The organism is Geodermatophilus obscurus (assembly GCF_900143215.1).
GTDB classification, from domain to species: Bacteria; Actinomycetota; Actinomycetes; order Mycobacteriales; family Geodermatophilaceae; genus Geodermatophilus; species Geodermatophilus obscurus_A.
In genome coordinates, this window is the sequence record NZ_FRDM01000023.1 from 21,410 (window position 1) to 38,081 (window position 16,672).

Consider the following 16,672-nt stretch of genomic DNA (forward strand, 5'->3'; position numbering starts at 1 on the left):
GCGGGCTCCTCTTTGGTCGAGCGGCCCGGGGCGGGGCCGCTCAGTGGTTCGCGCGCCTCGTGTAGCGGGGAGGCACGCCGATGCTACAGCGTCCCGGCGGCCGGAGTCATTCCCGGTCCCGGCCCCGGGGTGAGGACCTGGAACGGCCCTCCTGCAGGTCCCGCCGCGAGGCCGGTGATGTGCTGGAACGGCCACCCTCCAGGGGCCCACGCCGAGCCTGCGAGGCGTGGGGAGGAGGGGGTCCTTCCTCAGTCGTCGTAGAGCAGCGGCGGGGGCGGCGGCTGCTGCGCGCGGTCGGCGGCCAGCAGCGCCCGCAGGCCCTCGACGGCCTCGACGGCCCGGTCGCCGTCGGCGCCCTGGATGGCCAGGACGGCGAACTCGTCGTCGTTGGCCAGCAGCAGCGTCGCCCAGCGGAAGCGACGGTCGAAGCGGATCGCCTGCACCGCCGTCCAGGGCAGCTCGCGCTCGCCGGCCAGGTTGCGCACCCGGACACCACGGGCGTCGGCCTCCACCCGCGGCCTTCCCAGGGCCAGCAGCCCGGCGGCCAGCACCAGCCCCAGCCCGACCACGGCCACCTGGTCGGCGACGTCGAACCGCGCCACGCCGGTCGCGTTCTCCTGCAGGGTCACGCCGACGTAGGTCAGGACGGCGGCCACGACGACGGCGGCCGCTGCGCAGAGCAGCCGCCACCGGCGGGGGACGGCGGAGACGGCGGGCGGACCAGCGGACGGCACGGCCCCATGCTCCCAGGCCGGCGCCGACGCCGGACGACCCCGCGGCCGCGGACCGGCCGGTCGGGTCCCCTCCGCGGGACTACGCTGGCTTCGCGCTGCAGGCCCGTCCAGATCCGGCGGAGCGTGCGGCCGAACGCCGAGAGGTGCTCGTGCACCACGACCCCCCGGGGCCCGACCGCCCCTTCCCCGACCCCGCTCGGGACCTTCCCCTCGCCGACGAGCTGTCCGCGGTCTCCGCCCGCGTGGCCGGGCTGCTGCTGTCGGAGGAGACGGTGGCGACCGCACTCGGCCTGGTGAGCTCGATGGCGCTGGACACCGTCCCCGGCGCGGTCGGTGCGGGGGTCTCCATCGTCGACGAGCGCGGCCGCCGCAGCTCGGGATCCACCGACGCCCGGGTCGAGCGCGCCGACGCCCTCCAGTACGAGTTCGACCAGGGGCCCTGCCTGGCCGCGTCCGCGGGCCGCCAGCTGGTCCGTGTCGACGACCTGACGACCGACCGCCGCTGGCCCCGGTGGGCGGCGGCCGTGGCCCCGCTCGGGCTGCGGGCCGCCATGAGCGCGCCGATGGTCGCCGGGGACACCTCACTGGGTGCGCTCAAGGTCTACGCGGGGCAGCCGGGGACCTTCGACGCCCACAGCGAGCGTCTGCTGACGCTGGCCTCGGCGCAGGCGGCGATCCTGGTGGCCAACGTCCAGACCCGCGAGCGCGCCCGGCAGCTCAGCGAGGGGCTGCGGCGGGCGGTCCGGAGCCGGGACCTGGTGAGCACCGCCAAGGGCGTCGTCATGGCCCGGCACGGGGTGCCCGAGGACGTGGCCTTCGGCATCCTGGTGTCCCGCTCCTCCGAGGACGGCGTGCCGCTGGCCGACGTCGCCCGGGCGGTGGTCGACTCCGCCGTCCGCCGACGACGGTGAGCCTCCGCCCCGGGCCGCCCGGGCCCGAGGACTTCCTCGACGAGGAACAGCGCCGGGCGCTGCGGTCGGCCCTCGAGATCGCCGACCTGACCATGGACGAGCTCTGGACGCGGTTCTTCGCGCTCGGCGGCTCCTCGGACCTCCTCGAGGTCGAGGGCCACGTGCAGGGGCTCATGTCGCTGCCACCCGCCGAGGTCAACGTGCTCGCGCACGCACTGAACGAGCGGCTCGACGAGCTGTTCACCCAGCACCGGGTCCCCTACCGCCCGCCGCTGCGCGCAAGCCGCGCCAGCGGGCCGTTCGCCGCGCTGCTGCACCTGGTGGACGCGGCCCACGCCGCTCCTCCGGACCGGCTACCCGAACTCGTCGCGGAGGCCGGCACCGCCCTGGGCGTGAAGGCGTCCGTCCACGTCGCCGACCACGAGCAGTGCCGGCTGTGGCCGCTCCTGCCGGGGGGTGCCGCGCCCCCCGGCTCGGTGCCCATCGACGGTTCCCTGCCCGGCCGGGTCTTCCAGACGGTGCGGCCACTGCCCTCTGACGCCGAGGGCCTGCTCCGGCTGTGGCTGCCTCTCGTGGACGGCCACCACCGGGTGGGCGTCCTCGAGGTACGGGTCGGGACACCGGCCGAGCTCTACGACCCGGGCCTGCGGGAGGAGTGCCGGTGGCTGGCGGAGCTCGTCGGCTCCCTGATCACGTCGATGGGCCAGTACGGCGACGCGCTCGAGCGGCCCCGCAGGACCCGGCCCCGCGGGCCCTCGGCCGAGCTGCTGTGGCAGCTGCTGCCCCCGCTGACGGCCGGCAGCGGCTCCTTCGTGCTGGCCGGGGTCCTGGAACCGGCCTACGAGGCGGGCGGGGACGCCTTCGACTACTCGCTGTCGGAGACCACCGTCTCCCTGGCCGCGTTCGACGCCATGGGTCATGGCCTGCCCGCCGCCGTGCTCGTCGCGGCCGCCGTGTCGGCCTACCGCACTGCCCGCCGGGACGGCCGGGACATCCACGACCAGGCGCGGGCGATCGACGAGGTCGTGGCGGAGACCTTTCCCGGCAGCGCGTTCGTCACCGGGGTGCTCGCCGAGCTCGACGTCCCCAGTGGCCGGCTCCGCTACGTCAACGCCGGGCACCCCGCGCCGCACCTGCTACGCGGTGGGAAGGTCGTCAAGTCGCTCGCCGGTGGACGGCGCATGCCCTTCGGGCTGGGCACCGGCGTCCTCACCGTGGCCGAGGAGGCGCTGCAGCCCGGCGACTGGCTGGCAGTGCACACCGACGGCGTCACCGAGGCCCGGGACGCGGCCGGCGCCTGGTTCGGCGAGGAGCGGCTGGTGGACCTGCTCACCCGCGAGGTCGCCGGTGGCCAGTCCCCGCCGGAGACGGCCCGCCGGCTCATGCACGCCGTCCTGGCCCACCAGGAGGGGCTGCTGCAGGACGACGCCAGCGTGCTGCTCGCGCGGTGGGCACCGGAGCCGCAGGGACCGTGAGGCGCCCGACCCCGGCAGGACACGCTCCCGCAACGTGGCCGACGCACCATGGTCCTGCGCCGAGCTCGTCGTGCGCCGTCGTCGAGGGGGAACCGTGACCGATGTCCTGCCCGAGGCCCCGCCGGGGACCGAGGCACCGCTGCCCCTGGCCGGGTACACCGTCGCCGTGACCGCGGCCCGGCGCCGCGAGGAGCTGGGTGCGCTGCTGGCCCGCCGCGGCGCGCGGGTGGTCTACGCGCCGGCCATCCGCATCGTGCCGCTGGCCGACGACACCGAGCTGGTCGCCGCGACACGGGAGGTCCTGAGGCAGCCGGTCGACCTCGTCGTCGCCACCACCGGCGTCGGCTTCCGCGGGTGGCTGGAGGCCGCCGAGGCCTGGGACCTGCCCCTGGTCGAGCACCTGCGCGGCGCCCGGGTGCTGGCCCGTGGCCCCAAGGCACGTGGCGCCATCCGCGGCGGCGGGCTGGTCGACGCCTGGTCGCCGGCGTCGGAGTCGTCGGCCGAGGTGCTCGAGCACCTGCTGTCGGGGGCGGAGGGCCCGCTGCAGGGACGCCGCATCGCCGTCCAGCTGCACGGCGACCCCTTGCCGGACTTCGTCTCGGCCCTGCGGGCGACCGGCGCCGAGGTGCTCACCGTGCCGGTCTACCGCTGGGTGCTGCCCGAGGACGTCGAGCCGGTGCGCCGCCTGGTCCGCTCCGTGGTGGCCGGCACGGTCGACGCGGTGACCTTCACCAGCGCCCCGGCCGCGGGGAGCCTGCTCACGGTCGCCGACGAGCTGGGCCTGCGGGCCGAGCTGGTCGCCGCGCTCGGCTCCGGCGTCCTCCCGGTGACCGTGGGCCCGGTGACCGCCGCGCCCCTCGACGCCGCGGGCGTCCCGACGGTGCAGCCCGAGCGGGCCCGCCTCGGTGCCCTGGCCCGCGAGGTGGTCGCCCGGCTGCCCGAGCGCGCCCCGGTGCTGCGCGTGGGCGGACGGGACCTGCAGGTGCGCGGGCACGCCGTCCTGCTCGACGGGCGGGTGGTGGAGCTGGCGCCGGGCCCGATGGCGGTGCTGCGGGCGCTGGCCGCGCGGCCGGGCACCGTCGTCCCCAAGACCGACCTCGTGGCCGGGCTGCCGGGCGGCGGGGACGCGCACGCCGTCGAGATGGCCGTGACCCGGCTGCGCTCCGCGCTCGGCCCCGGGGTGGTCGAGACGGTGGTGAAGCGGGGCTACCGGCTCGAGGCCTGAGGCGAGATCTGCACAGTGGCGGCCATCGCGAGCCCGATGGCCGCCACTGTGCAGATCTGGCGCGGAGCGGCGAGGCCCTCAGACGCCGGACATCCGGGTCCGGGGCCGCAGGTAGACCGCCCAGGTGACGGCGAGGCAGACCAGGTAGAAGGCGATGAAGACCAGGTAGGCCGAGTCACCGGTGCCGGTGGTCAGGAACGACTGCCGGAAGGCCAGGTTGACCAGTACGCCGCCGAAGGCGCCGACCGCGCCGGCGATGCCGATGAGCGCGCCGGACATGCGCAGGGCGTGCCGGTCGGCGTCGGCGGTGTCCGCCCCGGCGGCCACCCGCTGCTGCGCCTGGGTGCGGAAGATCGCCGGGATCATCGTGTAGGTCGAGCCGTTGCCGAGGCCGCTGAGCACGAACAGCGACACGAAGCCGACGACGAACAGCGGCAGCGACCCCACCTGGCTGGCGGTCCAGACGATCGCGGCCCCGACGGCCATCGCCGCGAAGTTCCAGAACGTGATGCGGGCGCCGCCGAAGCGGTCGGCCAGCGAGCCGCCGAGCGGGCGGATCAGCGAGCCCAGCAGCGGGCCGAGCCAGGTCAGCGACGCCGCGGCCAGCGGGGTGGCGAAGTCGCCGGTGAACTGGTTCTGCAGCACCTGGCCGAAGGCGAACCCGAACCCGATGAACGAGCCGAAGGTGCCGATGTAGAGGAACGACATGATCCAGGTGTGCGGCTCGCGGGTGGCCTCGCGCATGGCCCGCGGCTGGTTGCGCGCCGTCGTCAGGTTGTCCATGAGCAGCGCCGCGCCGACGGCGGCCACGACGATCAGCGGGATGTACACGACCAGCACCAGCCGCGGGTGCTGCACGCCCGCGGTGGCCAGCACGAGCAGGCCCACCAACTGGACGACGGGGACGCCGAGGTTGCCGCCGCCGGCGTTGAGGCCCAGCGCCCAGCCCTTGAGCCGGTTCGGGTAGAAGGCGTTGATGTTGGCCATGGAGCTGGCGAAGTTGCCGCCACCGACGCCGGCCAGGCAGCTGACGACCAGCAGCGTCGCGTAGTCCACGCCGGGCTCCAGGACGACGGCCGTGGCGATCGTGGGCACGAGCAGCAGCGCGGCGCTGACGATGGTCCAGTTGCGCCCGCCGAACTTCGCGACGGCGAAGGTGTACGGCAGCCGGACGAACGCCCCGAGCGCCGTCGGCAGCGTGGTGAGCAGGAACTTCCCGGCCGGGTCGATGCCGTACACGGCCTCGGGCAGGAAGAGCACGAGCACCGACCACAGGCTCCAGATCGAGAAGCCGATGTGCTCGGAGAACACCGAGAAGAAGAGGTTGCGGCGGGCGACCGGCTCGCCCGTGGACGCCCAGAAGGCGGGGTCCTCCGGGCGCCAGTCGTCGATCCAGCGGCCGGGGCGCGTCGGAACGGCGAGCGGCGCGGTCGGCTGTCGGGTGGGAGGGCTGGTGGCGGCCATGGGCCAGAACGGTGGTGCCCGGTCGTTCCCCCGCCGTTGCTGCGGGGGAGAACCCGTGTTCCGTTGTGCTCACCGGCGCACACTCCCTGTGGTGAGGCCACGCTCCACCGGCGTGCGCACCGACCCGGCCAGCGGAGAGGATCGGCGACGTGACCGTGACGGAGGACCCTGCTGCGGCCGGCCGTGCCCTGTTCGAGGCCGGTGCCGCGGTCGCGGGCACCATGAGCCGCAACGCCGCCACCCTGGTCTGGCCCGACCCGGCCGGCCGCGCGGCGGTGCGGCTGGAGGACCGGCTGGCCCGGTGCCTGCGGGCGGCGGCCGACGAGGCGGCGGAGGCCGCCGTCCCCCGCGAGCGGGCCCGCGCCGGCGCCGTCCTCGCCTTCGCCGTCGAGCACGGTGTGACCCTCGCCCACAGCGGGCGCCCGGTGCGCGCCGACGGCTTCTTCACCCCGCGGGCCGGCGGCCGCTCGGCGGCCGACACGGTCGCCGAGGCCGTGGTCGCCGCCGCCCGCGCCTCGTACGACGAGCGGCGGGTGCGGCACCTGGGCTACCTGCTGGCCGAGGTGGCCTCCTCCCCCGACCTGGACGCCGCGCTCGTCGAGCGGGCGCTGACCCTCGCCGCCGGGCTGACCTGGCGGCAGCTGGTGCTGCTGGCCGGCGTCGGCCGCCGCGACCGCGCACCGCTGCCGATGACCCCGCTGGCCGACGACCCCCGTGGCTGGATGGCGTGGGGGGCTCGGGAGGACCTCGCCGACCTGCAGCGCGCCGGCCTGCTCGACCCGCCGCCGGCCCAGCCGCGTCCCGGCGGTGCGGCACTCCCCCGGCTGCGCCCGGCCGACCTGCGGCCGACCCGCCGCGGCGTGCTGGTGCACCGGCTGCTGGCGCTGGGCTTCGTGCGCGACGACGACGTCGCCGCGGCGCTGGCCGAACTCGTCCCGCCCGCCTGACGCCGCGCACCCCCGCCGGCCGGCGACCGGAACCGATCCGTGACCTCCGCTGTGGGTCCGTCGCGGGGCCCGGCGCGTGTACAGAGCAGGAGCCGGCAGAGGAGGCGTAGGTGGGCGACGGGGACCGGGGCTTCGCGGACTTCGTGTCCGCGGAGCAGGCCGCCCTGCTGCGCCTGGCCGTCCTGCTCGCCGGCGACCGCGGACACGCGGAGGACCTCGTGCAGACCGCCCTGCTCAAGACCTACCGGCACTGGGACCGGATCAGCCGGTCCGGCCCGCCCTCGGCGTACGTGCGCCGGGTGCTGGTCACCACGCACGCGAGCTGGCGGCGCCGGCTGTCCACCACCGAGCAGGTGGTGGAGTCGGTGCCCGACCGGCCGGCGGCACCGCACCAGGACGGCGACGAGGAGCTGCGCGCCGCGCTGCGCGAGCTGCCGGCCCGGATGCGGACGGCGGTGGTGCTGCGCTACTTCGAGGACCTCTCCGAGCAGCAGACCGCCGACCTGATGGGCTGCTCGCCCAGCACGGTGAACACCCAGACCGCCCGTGGCCTGGCCCGGCTGCGCACCGCGCTCGCAGCGCTGCAGCCGGCCGGTGGGGAGGAGCGGTGAGGGACGACGAGCTGCGGGCGCGCCTGACCGCCCTCGCCGACGCCACCGCGCCGCCGCCGCGCGCCGACCTGGCCGCGGTGGTCGCGCACCGGCACCGGGCCCGCCGCCGGACGCAGCTGCGGCTGGGCGCGGTCGGCGCGGTGGTCGTCGCCGCGGTGGCGGTGGGCCAGGTGCTGGTGCCGGACGGGCCGGCAGCGGAGCCGGCGACCGCGGTGGCCGAGGCGCCGGACGTGCGGGACCTGCCCTCCCCGGGCGACGGACCGACCCGCGGCTCGCTCGCGGACGACGCGGAGTACCTCGAGGCGGTGCGGCAGCTGTCCTGGAGCGACCCGGGAGTCGTCGCGGCCGATCCGCCGCCGGCGGCAGGGTCGCGTGTGCTCTTCGCCGGTGACGTGCCCGGCGGGCGCTGGGCGCTGGTCGCCCGCCCGCTGACCGTGCCGCCGCCGCTGGTGGACGACGACGAGCTCGAGCGGGCGCTGGGCACGGGTTCGGTCGCCCTCGCCTGGTTCGCCGGGCCACGGGGCGCGGCGCCGGAGGAGCTGCGGCTGCGCGGCGCGCCGGTCGCCACCGAGCCCGGGCTGCCCGCCGCGCTGTGGGACTCCGCCACCGGGACGCTGGCCGTCGTCGCGCCGTCCCCGGCCGTCGCCGCCCGGGTGCTCGACCGGGACGGCGCGCCGCTGGCCGAGCTGCCCCTCCACGACGGGCTCGCGGTGCAGGCCGTCCCCGGCGGGAACGCGACGGTCGAGGTCCTGAGCGCGGACGGCACGGTGCTCGCGGCGGTCGAGCCGATCCGCGCGAGCCGGTGAGCGGCGGGCGGGCCGCCCTGGCCGTCGGCGCCGTCCTGGCCCTGACCGCCTGCGACGGCGTCGAGCGGGCCTGCCCGGCGATCGGCTGGGGCAACGGACTCACCGTCGAGCTCGCCGGCGACTGGCCGCCCGGTGAGGGCCGCTCGGTCCGGGTGGACTGCGGCACGCCGTGCGACCCCTCGGGGGTTCCCGGCGCCCCGCCCACGGCGACCGCCCCGGTCGAAGGGGCGGTGGCCCGGGTGGTGCTCGGCATGGTCGTCCCGGGGACCGTGGACGTCACCGTGCTCGGGCCGGACAGCGCCGTCCTCGCCGAGCTGAGCGCCGACCTCGAGTGGGAGCGGGTCGGGGGCAGCGAGGAGTGCGGCGGGCCGCACTCCGCCACGGTGAGCGTCCCGGCGCCCTGACCTCAGGCGCGGCGGCGCGCGAGCAGCACGGTGTCGGCGACGGGAAGCTCGTGCCCGGCCGGGCCGGCCGCCGTCCGCGGGCGGTCCTCGCAGGCCACGACGTCCCAGGCCGCCGGGTCGAGCGCCGCGGCGACCTGCTCGGCCGTGAAGAACATCTCCGGCGAGCCGGTGTGCAGCTCGCTGGGCCGGTGCCCGACGACGAGCAGGCTGCCGCCCGGCGCGACGGCGGCGGCCAGCCGGGCGAAGGCGGAGTCGCGGTCGGGCACCGGCAGGTGGAAGTACTGCGCCGAGACCAGGTCGAAAGCGCTCGTCCGCGGCGCCCAACGGGTGAGGTCGGCGTGCACCCACTCGACCCGCCCGGCGACCTCCGCGCCCAGCCGGTCGGCCTGCGCGGCGGCGCGGGCCAGCGCGACGGTGGAGAAGTCCACCGCGGTCACCTGCCAGCCGTGGCCGGCGAGCCACAGCGCGTCGCCGCCCTCGCCGCTGCCCGCGTCCAGCGCGCGGCCCGGCGTCAGCGCGGTGGCCTCGGCCACCAGCTGCGGGTTGGGCCGGCCGCTCCAGAGCGCCGGCGTCGCGCCGTAGCGCTCCTCCCAGGAGGCCTCGTCGAACCTCATCCCGCCGTGTGCACCGTGCTGCGTGTCCATGCCCGGCAGCCTCCGCCGGGCGACGCCGGCTTGACAGACGCCGTTGCCAGACTGGCAAATGACGACCGTGGTGGAGGACGAGGCGACGACCGACGGGGTGCTCACCGCGGTCGGCCCGCGGCTGCGCGCGCTGCGCCAGCGGCGCCGGCTCACCCTGACGCAGCTGTCGGAGGAGACCGGCGTCTCGGTGAGCACGCTGTCCCGGCTGGAGTCCGGGCAGCGCCGGCCGACCCTGGAGCTGCTCCTCCCGTTGGCCCGCGCCCACCATGTACCGCTCGACGAGCTGGTCGGTGCACCGGAGACCGGCGATCCGCGGGTGCACCTGCGGCCGCGCGCCGCCGCGGGGGGCATGACCGTCGTCCCGCTGACCCGGCGTCCGGGCGGCATCCAGGCGTTCAAGATGGTCTACGCGCCGCGCACCCCCGCGGGTGAGCCGGAGCTGAAGACGCACGAGGGCTACGACTGGGTGTACGTGCTCTCCGGCCGGCTGCGGCTGCTGCTCGGCGAGCACGACGTCGTCCTCGGCCCCGGGGAGGTCGCCGAGTTCGACACCCGCACCCCGCACTGGATCGGCAACCCGTACGGCGAGCCGGCCGAGGTGCTCGCGCTGTTCGGCCCCCAGGGCGAGCGGATGCACGTGCGCGCCCGTCCCCGCCGCTGAGTGCGTTGTCCGCCTGCTGAGGGCGGTGCCACCATGCCGTCGTGCCCGGCTCCGCAGCCGACCGGCTGGCCCGGCTCGCCGACGGTTATCTGATCACCCAGCTGCTGCACGTCGCCGTCGCGCTGGGGGTCCCCGCCGCGCTGGCCGCCGGTCCGCGCAGCGCCGCCGACCTCGCGCAGGAGCTCGGCGCCGTGCCCGGCCTCCTGCACCGGGTGCTGCGCGGGCTGGCCGCCGAGGAGGTGCTCGACGAGCTCCCCGACGGTCGCTTCGGGCTGAGCCCGGTCGGCGAGCTGCTGCGGCCCGGGGTGCCGGATTCGCTCCAGGGCACGGTGGCCGCCCGCGGCGGGCTCTACTACCGGCCCGCCGCCGGGCTCCTCGCCGCCGTGCGGGACGGCGGGACGCCGTTCGAGCTCGCCGAGGGACAGCCCTTCTTCGACGCCCTCGCGGCCGAGCCGACACGGCTGGCGGCGTTCCGCGCGTCGATGGCCGACCGCTCGGCTCGGGAGGCCGGTGCGGTGGTGGCCGCCTACGACGTCTCCGGCTTCGCCTCGGTGGTCGACGTGGGCGGCGGGCCCGGCCTGCTGCTGCGGGCGGTCCGGGAACGGGCGCCGTCCGCCGACGTGCTGCTGTTCGACCGGCCGGAGGTCGTCGCCGGCTCGGACCTGCCCGCGGTCGGTGGCGACTTCTTCGAGCAGGTGCCGGCCGGCTCCGACGCCTACCTGCTGTCCCGGGTCCTGCACGACTGGGACGACGACGCCGCACGCCGGGTGCTCACCGTGTGCCGGACGGCGATGCGGCCGGACTCGGTGCTGCTGGTGGTGGAGGCGGTGCTGCCGGAGCGCGCCGCCGACGACCCGGCCGCGGTGCGGATGGACCTGCACGTGCTTGTGCTGCTGCCCGGCCGCGAGCGCACCGCCGCGGAGTACGCCGCCCTGTGCGAGGCGGCCGGGCTGCGGCTCACCCGCGACGTCCCGACCGATGCCGGGGTGCACGTGCTCGAGGTGCGCCCGGCGTAGGCCGCCGGGCCCGTCCGCGGCGCACCTCCACGGACGGGCACGGCGACGTCCTCCCCCCGCCGAGTTGATCATGGGGTTGTTCCCGCCGACACGCGCGGACACGCCGACAGGGGCGGCGGCAACCCCATGATCACCGCCGCGGTGAGGAGGGCGAGGGCAGACGGGTCCTCCCTCACACCTCGACGAGGATCTCGCCGGCGGAATCACGCACCGGGTAGACCCGGACCGGCGCGGCCCCGGACGTCGAGGCGCCGTCGGTCCACCGGTAGGCGTAGAGGTGCAGCGGGCAGACGAGCACGTCGACGTCGGTCTGCCCGTCGGCCAGCGGACCCCCGGCGTGCGGGCAGGCGGCTTGGGTGGCGTGCAGCGAGCCGTCCCGCAGCCGGAAGACGGCGACCGGCACGCCCCCGGCCACGAACGCCCGCCCCTCCCCCGGCGGCACCTCCTCGACCCGCCCGACGGCGTACGCCTCGCCGCGCAGGAGCGGTGCCGGACCCGGGGTGCGGACCTCGCCGGCCGGGCTCCCGGGATCGGTCCCCGGCGTCGTGGGCCGGGCGGCCTCGAGGTGCCTCAACCGTGTCGTGGCGCTCATCGGACCGGCACCTCCGGCAGCGCGACCAGCGGCAGCGACCTGCGGAACTGGCCGGGGGTGGCCGGCTCCTTGCCGTCCTGCCCCCAGGGGTCGGTGTAGGCGTCGACCGACCTCTGCATGTTCGCGTCCAGCTGCGCGACGATCCCCTCGCTGTCCTCGAGCAGCACCGACCGGATCCGCCCCAGGCCGACCCGCGGCACGAAGTCGTAGGTGCGCTCCAGCCAGTTGGCGTTCTCCCGGTAGTACTGCAGGAACCGGCCGGTGAGCCGGAGCACCTCCTGCGGGGAGTCGACGGTGGCCAGCAGGTCGCCCTTGCGGACGGTGGCCCCGGCGGCACCGCCGACGTAGACCTCCCACGTGCCGTTGCCGACGGCCACGACGCCGACGTCCTTGACGTAGGCCTCGGCGCAGTTGCGGGGGCAGCCGACGACGGCGAGCTTCATCTTCGCCGGGCTCTCGATGCCCTGGAACCGGGTCTCCAGGTCGATGCCGAGCTGGGTGGAGTCGCCCAGGCCGAAGCGGCAGAAGTCGCTGCCCACGCAGGTCTTCACGGTGCGGAAGCTCTTGCCGTAGGCGTACCCGGACGGCATGCCCAGGTCGTCCCACACCGCCGGCAGGTCCTCCTTGCGGACCCCCAGCAGGTCGATGCGCTGCCCGCCGGTCACCTTGACCATCGGGACCTCGTACTTCTCGGCGACCTCGGCGATGCGGCGCAGCTGAGCGGGGGTGGTGACGCCGCCCTTCATCTGCGGGACGACGGAGAAGGTGCCGTCGCGCTGGATGTTGGCGTGCACCCGGTCGTTGATGAACTCGCCGTCCTTCTCCGGGACGAAGTCCACGCCCCAGAGCATCTTGAGCAGCGAGGTCAGGCCCATCTTCGACTTCGCGTCCTCCTTGCCGCCGGGGGCGAGCGCGGCGAAGACCGCCGAGACGCTGCGCAGGTCCTGCTCGCGGATGGCGGCCATCAGCTCCGGCTTGGCCAGCGGGATGCCGGGCACGTAGTAGGAGGCGGCCGGGTCATCGGCGAGGTCCCCGTCGGCGGCCCACTCGACGATCTGCTCGACGAGGCGTTTGCAGGAGCCGCAGCCCTTGCCGGCGCGGGTGGCGTCCATGACCGCGCCGACGCTGCCGCACCCGCCGGCGACGGCACCGCAGATGTCGCCCTTCGAGACGCCGTTGCAGTTGCAGACCTGGGAGTCGGCCGGCATCTCGGCGACGCGGGGCTCACGCCCCTCCGATGAACCAGAGCCGTCGGACAGGTCGACCAGCAGCCGGATCCGCTCCTCGGGCAGCGGCGCGCCCCGGTCGAAGGCCTGGGTGAGGAAGGCGACCTTGCGGGTGTCGCCGAGCAGGGTGGCGCCGACCAGCACGTCGTCGCGGATGACCACCGACAGGTGCACCCCGCGCCTGGGCTCGGAGATGACCAGGAACTCGTCGTCGTCCCGCTCGGGGGTGTTGACCCCCATGGTGGCGACGTCGACCCCGGCCACCTTGAGCTTGGTCGCCGTCCGGCTGCCGTGGTACTCGGCGTCCGGGTCGGCGCCGGTCAGGACGTCGGCGAGCACCTTCGCGTGCTCCCAGGCAGGCGCCACGAGGCCGTAGACCGAGCCGCGGTGCTGGGCGCACTCGCCGATGGCGTAGACGTCGGGGTCGTCGGTGCGCAGCTGGTCGTCCACGACGATGCCGCGCTCGACCTCGAGCCCTGATCGGACGGCGACGTCGCTGTTCGGCCGCACGCCGGCGGCGACGACGAGCAGGTCGGCGTCCAGCCGGCGGCCGTCCTTGAGGACGACGCCCCCGACGCGCTCGGTGCCCAGCACCTCGGTGGCCAGGACGTCGGTGGCCAGGACGTCGCAGTGCACCGTGATGCCCAGCGCCTCGACGCTCCTCTTCAGGATCGCGCCGGCCTCGGCGTCGAGCTGCATGTTCATCAGGTACGGCATGGCGTGCACCAGGTCGACCTGCAGCCCGTGGCCCTGCAGCGCGCGGGCCGCCTCCAGGCCGAGCAGCCCGCCGCCCATGACGACCGCCTTCCGGCATCGGCCGGTGGCCTCCAGCAGGGCGCGGGTCTCGTCGATGGTGCGGAAGCCGTACACGCCGGGCAGCAGGTCGCCGTCCGCGGTGCGCACGCCGGCCATGGGCGGGATGAACGAGTAGCTGCCCGTGGCCAGCACCAGGTGGTCGTAGGGCGTGATGCTGCCGTCGGAACCGAGCACGGTCTTCGCAGCGGTGTCGATGCGCTCGGCCCGGACGCCGGCCCGCAGGTGCACGCCGTTGTCGGCGTACCAGTCGTGGCTGTTGAGGACGATGTCGTCCTCGTGCGACTCCCCCGCCAGCACCGGCGAGAGCATGATCCGGTTGTAGTTGCCGTGCGGCTCGTCGCCGATGACGGTGATGCGGAACTGCTCGGCTCCGCCGCGCTCGAGCACCTCCTCGACCAGGCGGGCGCCGGCCATGCCGTTGCCCACCACGACCAGCCGGGCGCGGGGGTCGAGCTCGTCGTCGAAGTGGAGGGACGTCAGGCCGGCCGGCCGGCCACCCAACACGGTCATCAGACCTCCACCAGCCCGAGGTCGACGACCAGCTCGCCGGTGACGCCGATGGGCGCGGCCGCCTGCAGTTCGACGACCGTGCCGCCGGGCAGGTCCTCGACGACCCGCAACGGGACGTGCACGTCGCCCTTGGCGCCGATCGGGAACCAGCGCACCGGCACCCCGTCGCGGACCAGCAGCACGTACACCAGGTGGTCGGTGGAGTTGCCGCCGCGGAAGTACAGCGCCTGTGCCGTGGCGCCCGACGGCACGGTGTAGCGCAGCGCGGGGTCGACCGGGCCCGGCTTGTCCAGGCCCTCCCCCGTGATCGGGTACACGCCTTGCAGGAAACGGGGTGTGCTCTTCACGCGGGGGGTCCTCCTCGGGACGGGGCGAGACGGCGGGAGCGGGGTGCGCGCCGCGGGCTGCTCGTGGGGACGGGTCCCGGGCTGGGTGGCGGCGTCGGGGGCGGACAGCCGCTCGACCGGGCCGGCGACGCGGGTGACGGCGACCGCGCAGACCTTGAAGGCCGGCATCCCCGACGTGGGGTCCAGCGCCGGGTCGGTCAGCGCATTGGCCGACGAGCCGCCGCCCCAGTGGAAGGGGGCGAAGACGACGTCGGGGCGGACGTCGTCGGACAGGTGCGCCGAGAAGCGGGCCCGGCCGCGGCGGGTGGCCAGCTCGACCACGTCGTCCGGGCCGATGCCCAGGCGGCGGGCGAGGTGCGGGTGCAGCTCGGCGCGCGGCAGCGGGGCGACCAGCTGCAGGCTGCGCGAGCGGCGGGTCTGGGTGCCCGACTGGTACTGCGCCAGCACCCGGCCGGTGGTGAGCACGTAGGGGTACTCCGCGTCGGGCCGCTCGTGCGCCTCGACGTGCTCGACGCGCAGGAAGCGGGCCCGCCCGTCCGGGGTGGCGAAGCGGTCGAGGAACAGCCGCGGCGTGCCCGGGTGCTCCGGCGCGGGGCAGGGCCAGAAGACCCCCTGCTCCTCGTCGATGCGCCGGTAGGTGATGCCGGCGTAGTCGGACGCTCCCCCGGCGCTGGCGCGGCCGAGCTCGGCGAACACCGTCTCCGGATCGGCGGAGAACAGGTGCCCGGCGCCCAGCCGCGCCGCCAGCTCGGCGAGCAGCTGCAGGTCGTCGCGGACGCCGTCGGGCGGGTCCAGCGCGCGCCGGCGGCGGATCACCCGGCCCTCGACGTTGGTCATCGTGCCGTCCTCCTCGGCCCACATGGCGCTGGGCAGGACGACGTCGGCGAGCTCGGCGGTCTCGGAGAGGAAGAAGTCGCTGACCGCGAGGAAGTCCAGGTCGGTCAGGCGGCTGATCACCCGGCGGGCGTCCGGGGCGGAGACCGCGACGTTGGAGGCGAGCACCAGCAGCGTGCGCACGCCGCCGTCGGTGCCGAGCGCGTCGAGCAGCTCGAAGGCGCTCTTCCCCGGCATCGGCAGGTCGTCGGGGTCGACGCCCCAGACGGCGGCGACGTAGGCGCGGGCCGCGGGGTCGGCGAGCTTGCGGTAGCCGGGCAGCTGGTCGGCCTTCTGCCCGTGCTCGCGGCCGCCCTGCCCGTTGCCCTGACCGGTGACGGTGGCCCAGCCGCTGCCCTCGCGGCCGGGCAGGCCGAGGGCCAGCGCCAGGTTGATCCACGCCTGCGCGGTGTCGGTGCCGCTGCGGTGCTGCTCGGCGCCGCGCGCGGTCAGCACGATGGCCCGCTCGGCCCGGGCCAGGGCGAAGACGGTGCGGCGCTGGTCGGCGACGGGGACGCCGGTGAGCCGCTCCACCCGGTCGGGCCAGTAGGCCCCGACCCCCTCCCGGACCTGCTCGAAGCCGGTCGTGCGCGCCGCGACGTACGCCTCGTCGACCAGCCCCTCGGCGATCGCGATGTGCAGCAGCCCGTTGGCCAGCGCCAGGTCGGTGCCCGGCAGCGGCTGCAGGTGCAGGGCGGCGTTGCGGGCGGTCGCCGTCCGGCGGGGGTCGACGACGACGTGCTGGGCGCCGCGGGCCCGGCCCTCGTCGAACCACTGCATCGCCGGCGGCATGGTGTCGGCGGGGTTGGACCCGACCAGGACGACGACGTCGGCCGCGGCGACGTCGGACAGCGGGAACGGCATGCCGCGGTCCAGACCGAAGGCGCGGTTGGCCGCACCCGCGGCCGAGGACATGCAGAACCGGCCGTTGTAGTCGATGGCGCTGGTCCGCAGCGCGACCCGGGCGAACTTGCCGAACTGGTAGGCCTGCTCGTTGGTCAGCCCGCCGCCGCCGAAGCAGCCGACGGCGTCACGACCGTGCGCGGCCTGGGTCCGCTCGATCGCCGCGACGACCCGGTCCAGCGCCTCCGCCCACGTGGCCTCGACAAGCGGGCTGCTGCGGTCGCCCGGAACGGCGCGCACCAGTGGGCGGGTCAGCCGTTCGGGGTGGTCGAGCAGCTCCGGGGCCGACCAGCCCTTGGAGCACAGGCCGCCGCGGTTGGTCGGGAAGTCGGCCGGTTGCAGCGTCGCCGGGCGGTCGCCGGCGGTCATCGTGACGCCGCACTGCAGCGAGCAGTACGGGCAGTGGGTCTGCGTCGTCCGGGTACGCGGGCCGGGCCCGGCGAGCACTCCGGGCAGGGCGGTCGCGGTCACGTCGACGAGGTTCGACGGTGCCGGTTTCCCGGCGAC

The 16,672-nt window shown here is 76.0% G+C and carries 15 protein-coding genes; 9 read left to right on the plus strand and 6 right to left on the minus strand.

Translation table 11 applies throughout. The annotated features are described in order from the left end of the window. Positions 1–248: 248 nt before the first annotated feature. A complete protein-coding gene (locus tag BUB17_RS17870) occupies positions 249–734 on the minus strand; it encodes a PH domain-containing protein (protein ID WP_083606407.1) in 486 nt (161 codons plus the stop codon). Positions 735–883: 149 nt separating this feature from the next. Here BUB17_RS17870 and BUB17_RS17875 point away from each other — a divergent pair, with 149 nt between their 5' ends. From BUB17_RS17875 to BUB17_RS17885, 3 genes are all read left to right on the plus strand, one after another. Beyond that, positions 884–1,645: a GAF and ANTAR domain-containing protein gene (locus tag BUB17_RS17875; RefSeq protein WP_072920073.1), complete on the plus strand. Its 762-nt coding sequence runs from the start codon at positions 884–886 to the stop codon at positions 1,643–1,645. Then, the gene (locus BUB17_RS17880) at positions 1,642–3,120 is read left to right on the plus strand and encodes a PP2C family protein-serine/threonine phosphatase (RefSeq protein WP_083606408.1); all 1,479 of its coding nucleotides are present in this window, start codon (positions 1,642–1,644) and stop codon (positions 3,118–3,120) included. Before BUB17_RS17875 ends, BUB17_RS17880 begins: the two co-directional genes overlap by 4 nt. Positions 3,121–3,214: 94 nt before the next feature. Beyond that, positions 3,215–4,345 (plus strand): uroporphyrinogen-III synthase, encoded by a 1,131-nt coding sequence (locus BUB17_RS17885; protein ID WP_083606409.1) that lies wholly within the window; start codon positions 3,215–3,217, stop codon positions 4,343–4,345. Between the two features lie 78 nt (positions 4,346–4,423). Here the strand turns inward: BUB17_RS17885 and BUB17_RS17890 are convergent, their stop codons facing one another. Then, entirely contained in the window at positions 4,424–5,809 is a 1,386-nt protein-coding gene (locus tag BUB17_RS17890) for a nitrate/nitrite transporter (RefSeq protein ID WP_072920040.1), read from the minus strand. 149 nt (positions 5,810–5,958) lie between these two features. Here BUB17_RS17890 and BUB17_RS17895 point away from each other — a divergent pair, with 149 nt between their 5' ends. From BUB17_RS17895 to BUB17_RS17910, 4 genes are all read left to right on the plus strand, one after another. Further along, positions 5,959–6,756 (plus strand): hypothetical protein, encoded by a 798-nt coding sequence (locus tag BUB17_RS17895; protein WP_072920041.1) that lies wholly within the window; start codon positions 5,959–5,961, stop codon positions 6,754–6,756. Positions 6,757–6,866: 110 nt separating this feature from the next. Then, positions 6,867–7,367, plus strand: coding sequence for a SigE family RNA polymerase sigma factor (locus tag BUB17_RS17900; RefSeq protein ID WP_072920042.1), 501 nt, complete (start codon positions 6,867–6,869; stop codon positions 7,365–7,367). Beyond that, positions 7,364–8,173 (plus strand): hypothetical protein, encoded by an 810-nt coding sequence (locus BUB17_RS17905; RefSeq protein ID WP_072920043.1) that lies wholly within the window; start codon positions 7,364–7,366, stop codon positions 8,171–8,173. Before BUB17_RS17900 ends, BUB17_RS17905 begins: the two co-directional genes overlap by 4 nt. Next, positions 8,170–8,577, plus strand: coding sequence for a hypothetical protein (locus tag BUB17_RS17910; RefSeq protein ID WP_072920044.1), 408 nt, complete (start codon positions 8,170–8,172; stop codon positions 8,575–8,577). The genes BUB17_RS17905 and BUB17_RS17910 overlap by 4 nt, the downstream gene beginning before the upstream one ends. 2 nt (positions 8,578–8,579) lie before the next feature. On the opposite strand, the gene BUB17_RS17915 is transcribed toward BUB17_RS17910, so the two are convergent. Continuing rightward, positions 8,580–9,221 carry a class I SAM-dependent methyltransferase gene (locus BUB17_RS17915; RefSeq protein WP_141243079.1) on the minus strand — a complete coding sequence of 214 codons (642 nt, stop codon included), beginning with the start codon at positions 9,219–9,221 and terminating at the stop codon, positions 8,580–8,582. Positions 9,222–9,279: 58 nt separating this feature from the next. Here BUB17_RS17915 and BUB17_RS17920 point away from each other — a divergent pair, with 58 nt between their 5' ends. Both BUB17_RS17920 and BUB17_RS17925 read left to right on the plus strand, forming a co-directional pair. Next, the gene (locus BUB17_RS17920) at positions 9,280–9,882 is read left to right on the plus strand and encodes a helix-turn-helix domain-containing protein (protein WP_072920045.1); all 603 of its coding nucleotides are present in this window, start codon (positions 9,280–9,282) and stop codon (positions 9,880–9,882) included. A 41-nt stretch (positions 9,883–9,923) separates the two neighbouring features. After that, entirely contained in the window at positions 9,924–10,898 is a 975-nt protein-coding gene (locus BUB17_RS17925) for a methyltransferase (RefSeq protein ID WP_072920046.1), read from the plus strand. A 172-nt stretch (positions 10,899–11,070) separates the two neighbouring features. Here the strand turns inward: BUB17_RS17925 and BUB17_RS17930 are convergent, their stop codons facing one another. Genes BUB17_RS17930 through BUB17_RS17940 form a run of 3 tightly spaced genes read right to left on the minus strand, consistent with a single transcriptional unit; the run spans position 11,071 to position 16,636 of the window. Continuing rightward, a complete protein-coding gene (locus BUB17_RS17930) occupies positions 11,071–11,490 on the minus strand; it encodes a Rieske (2Fe-2S) protein (RefSeq protein ID WP_083606410.1) in 420 nt (139 codons plus the stop codon). Then, on the minus strand, positions 11,487–14,042 hold the full coding sequence (gene nirB, locus BUB17_RS17935; protein ID WP_072920047.1) for a nitrite reductase large subunit NirB: 2,556 nt from the start codon (positions 14,040–14,042) through the stop codon (positions 11,487–11,489). The genes BUB17_RS17930 and nirB overlap by 4 nt, the downstream gene beginning before the upstream one ends. Next, positions 14,042–16,636 (minus strand): molybdopterin oxidoreductase family protein, encoded by a 2,595-nt coding sequence (locus BUB17_RS17940; RefSeq protein WP_072920048.1) that lies wholly within the window; start codon positions 16,634–16,636, stop codon positions 14,042–14,044. Before BUB17_RS17940 ends, nirB begins: the two co-directional genes overlap by 1 nt. Positions 16,637–16,672 lie beyond the last annotated feature (36 nt).

Bases quoted from the DNA above. Each gene is read 5' to 3' on its own strand.
- BUB17_RS17915 (WP_141243079.1), bottom strand. From the start codon at position 9,221: ATGGACACGCAGCACGGTGCACACGGCGGGATGAGGTTCGACGAGGCC.
- BUB17_RS17890 (WP_072920040.1), bottom strand. From the start codon at position 5,809: ATGGCCGCCACCAGCCCTCCCACCCGACAGCCGACCGCGCCGCTCGCC.
- BUB17_RS17930 (WP_083606410.1), bottom strand. From the start codon at position 11,490: ATGAGCGCCACGACACGGTTGAGGCACCTCGAGGCCGCCCGGCCCACG.
- nirB (WP_072920047.1), bottom strand. From the start codon at position 14,042: ATGACCGTGTTGGGTGGCCGGCCGGCCGGCCTGACGTCCCTCCACTTC.
- BUB17_RS17920 (WP_072920045.1), top strand. From the start codon at position 9,280: ATGACGACCGTGGTGGAGGACGAGGCGACGACCGACGGGGTGCTCACC.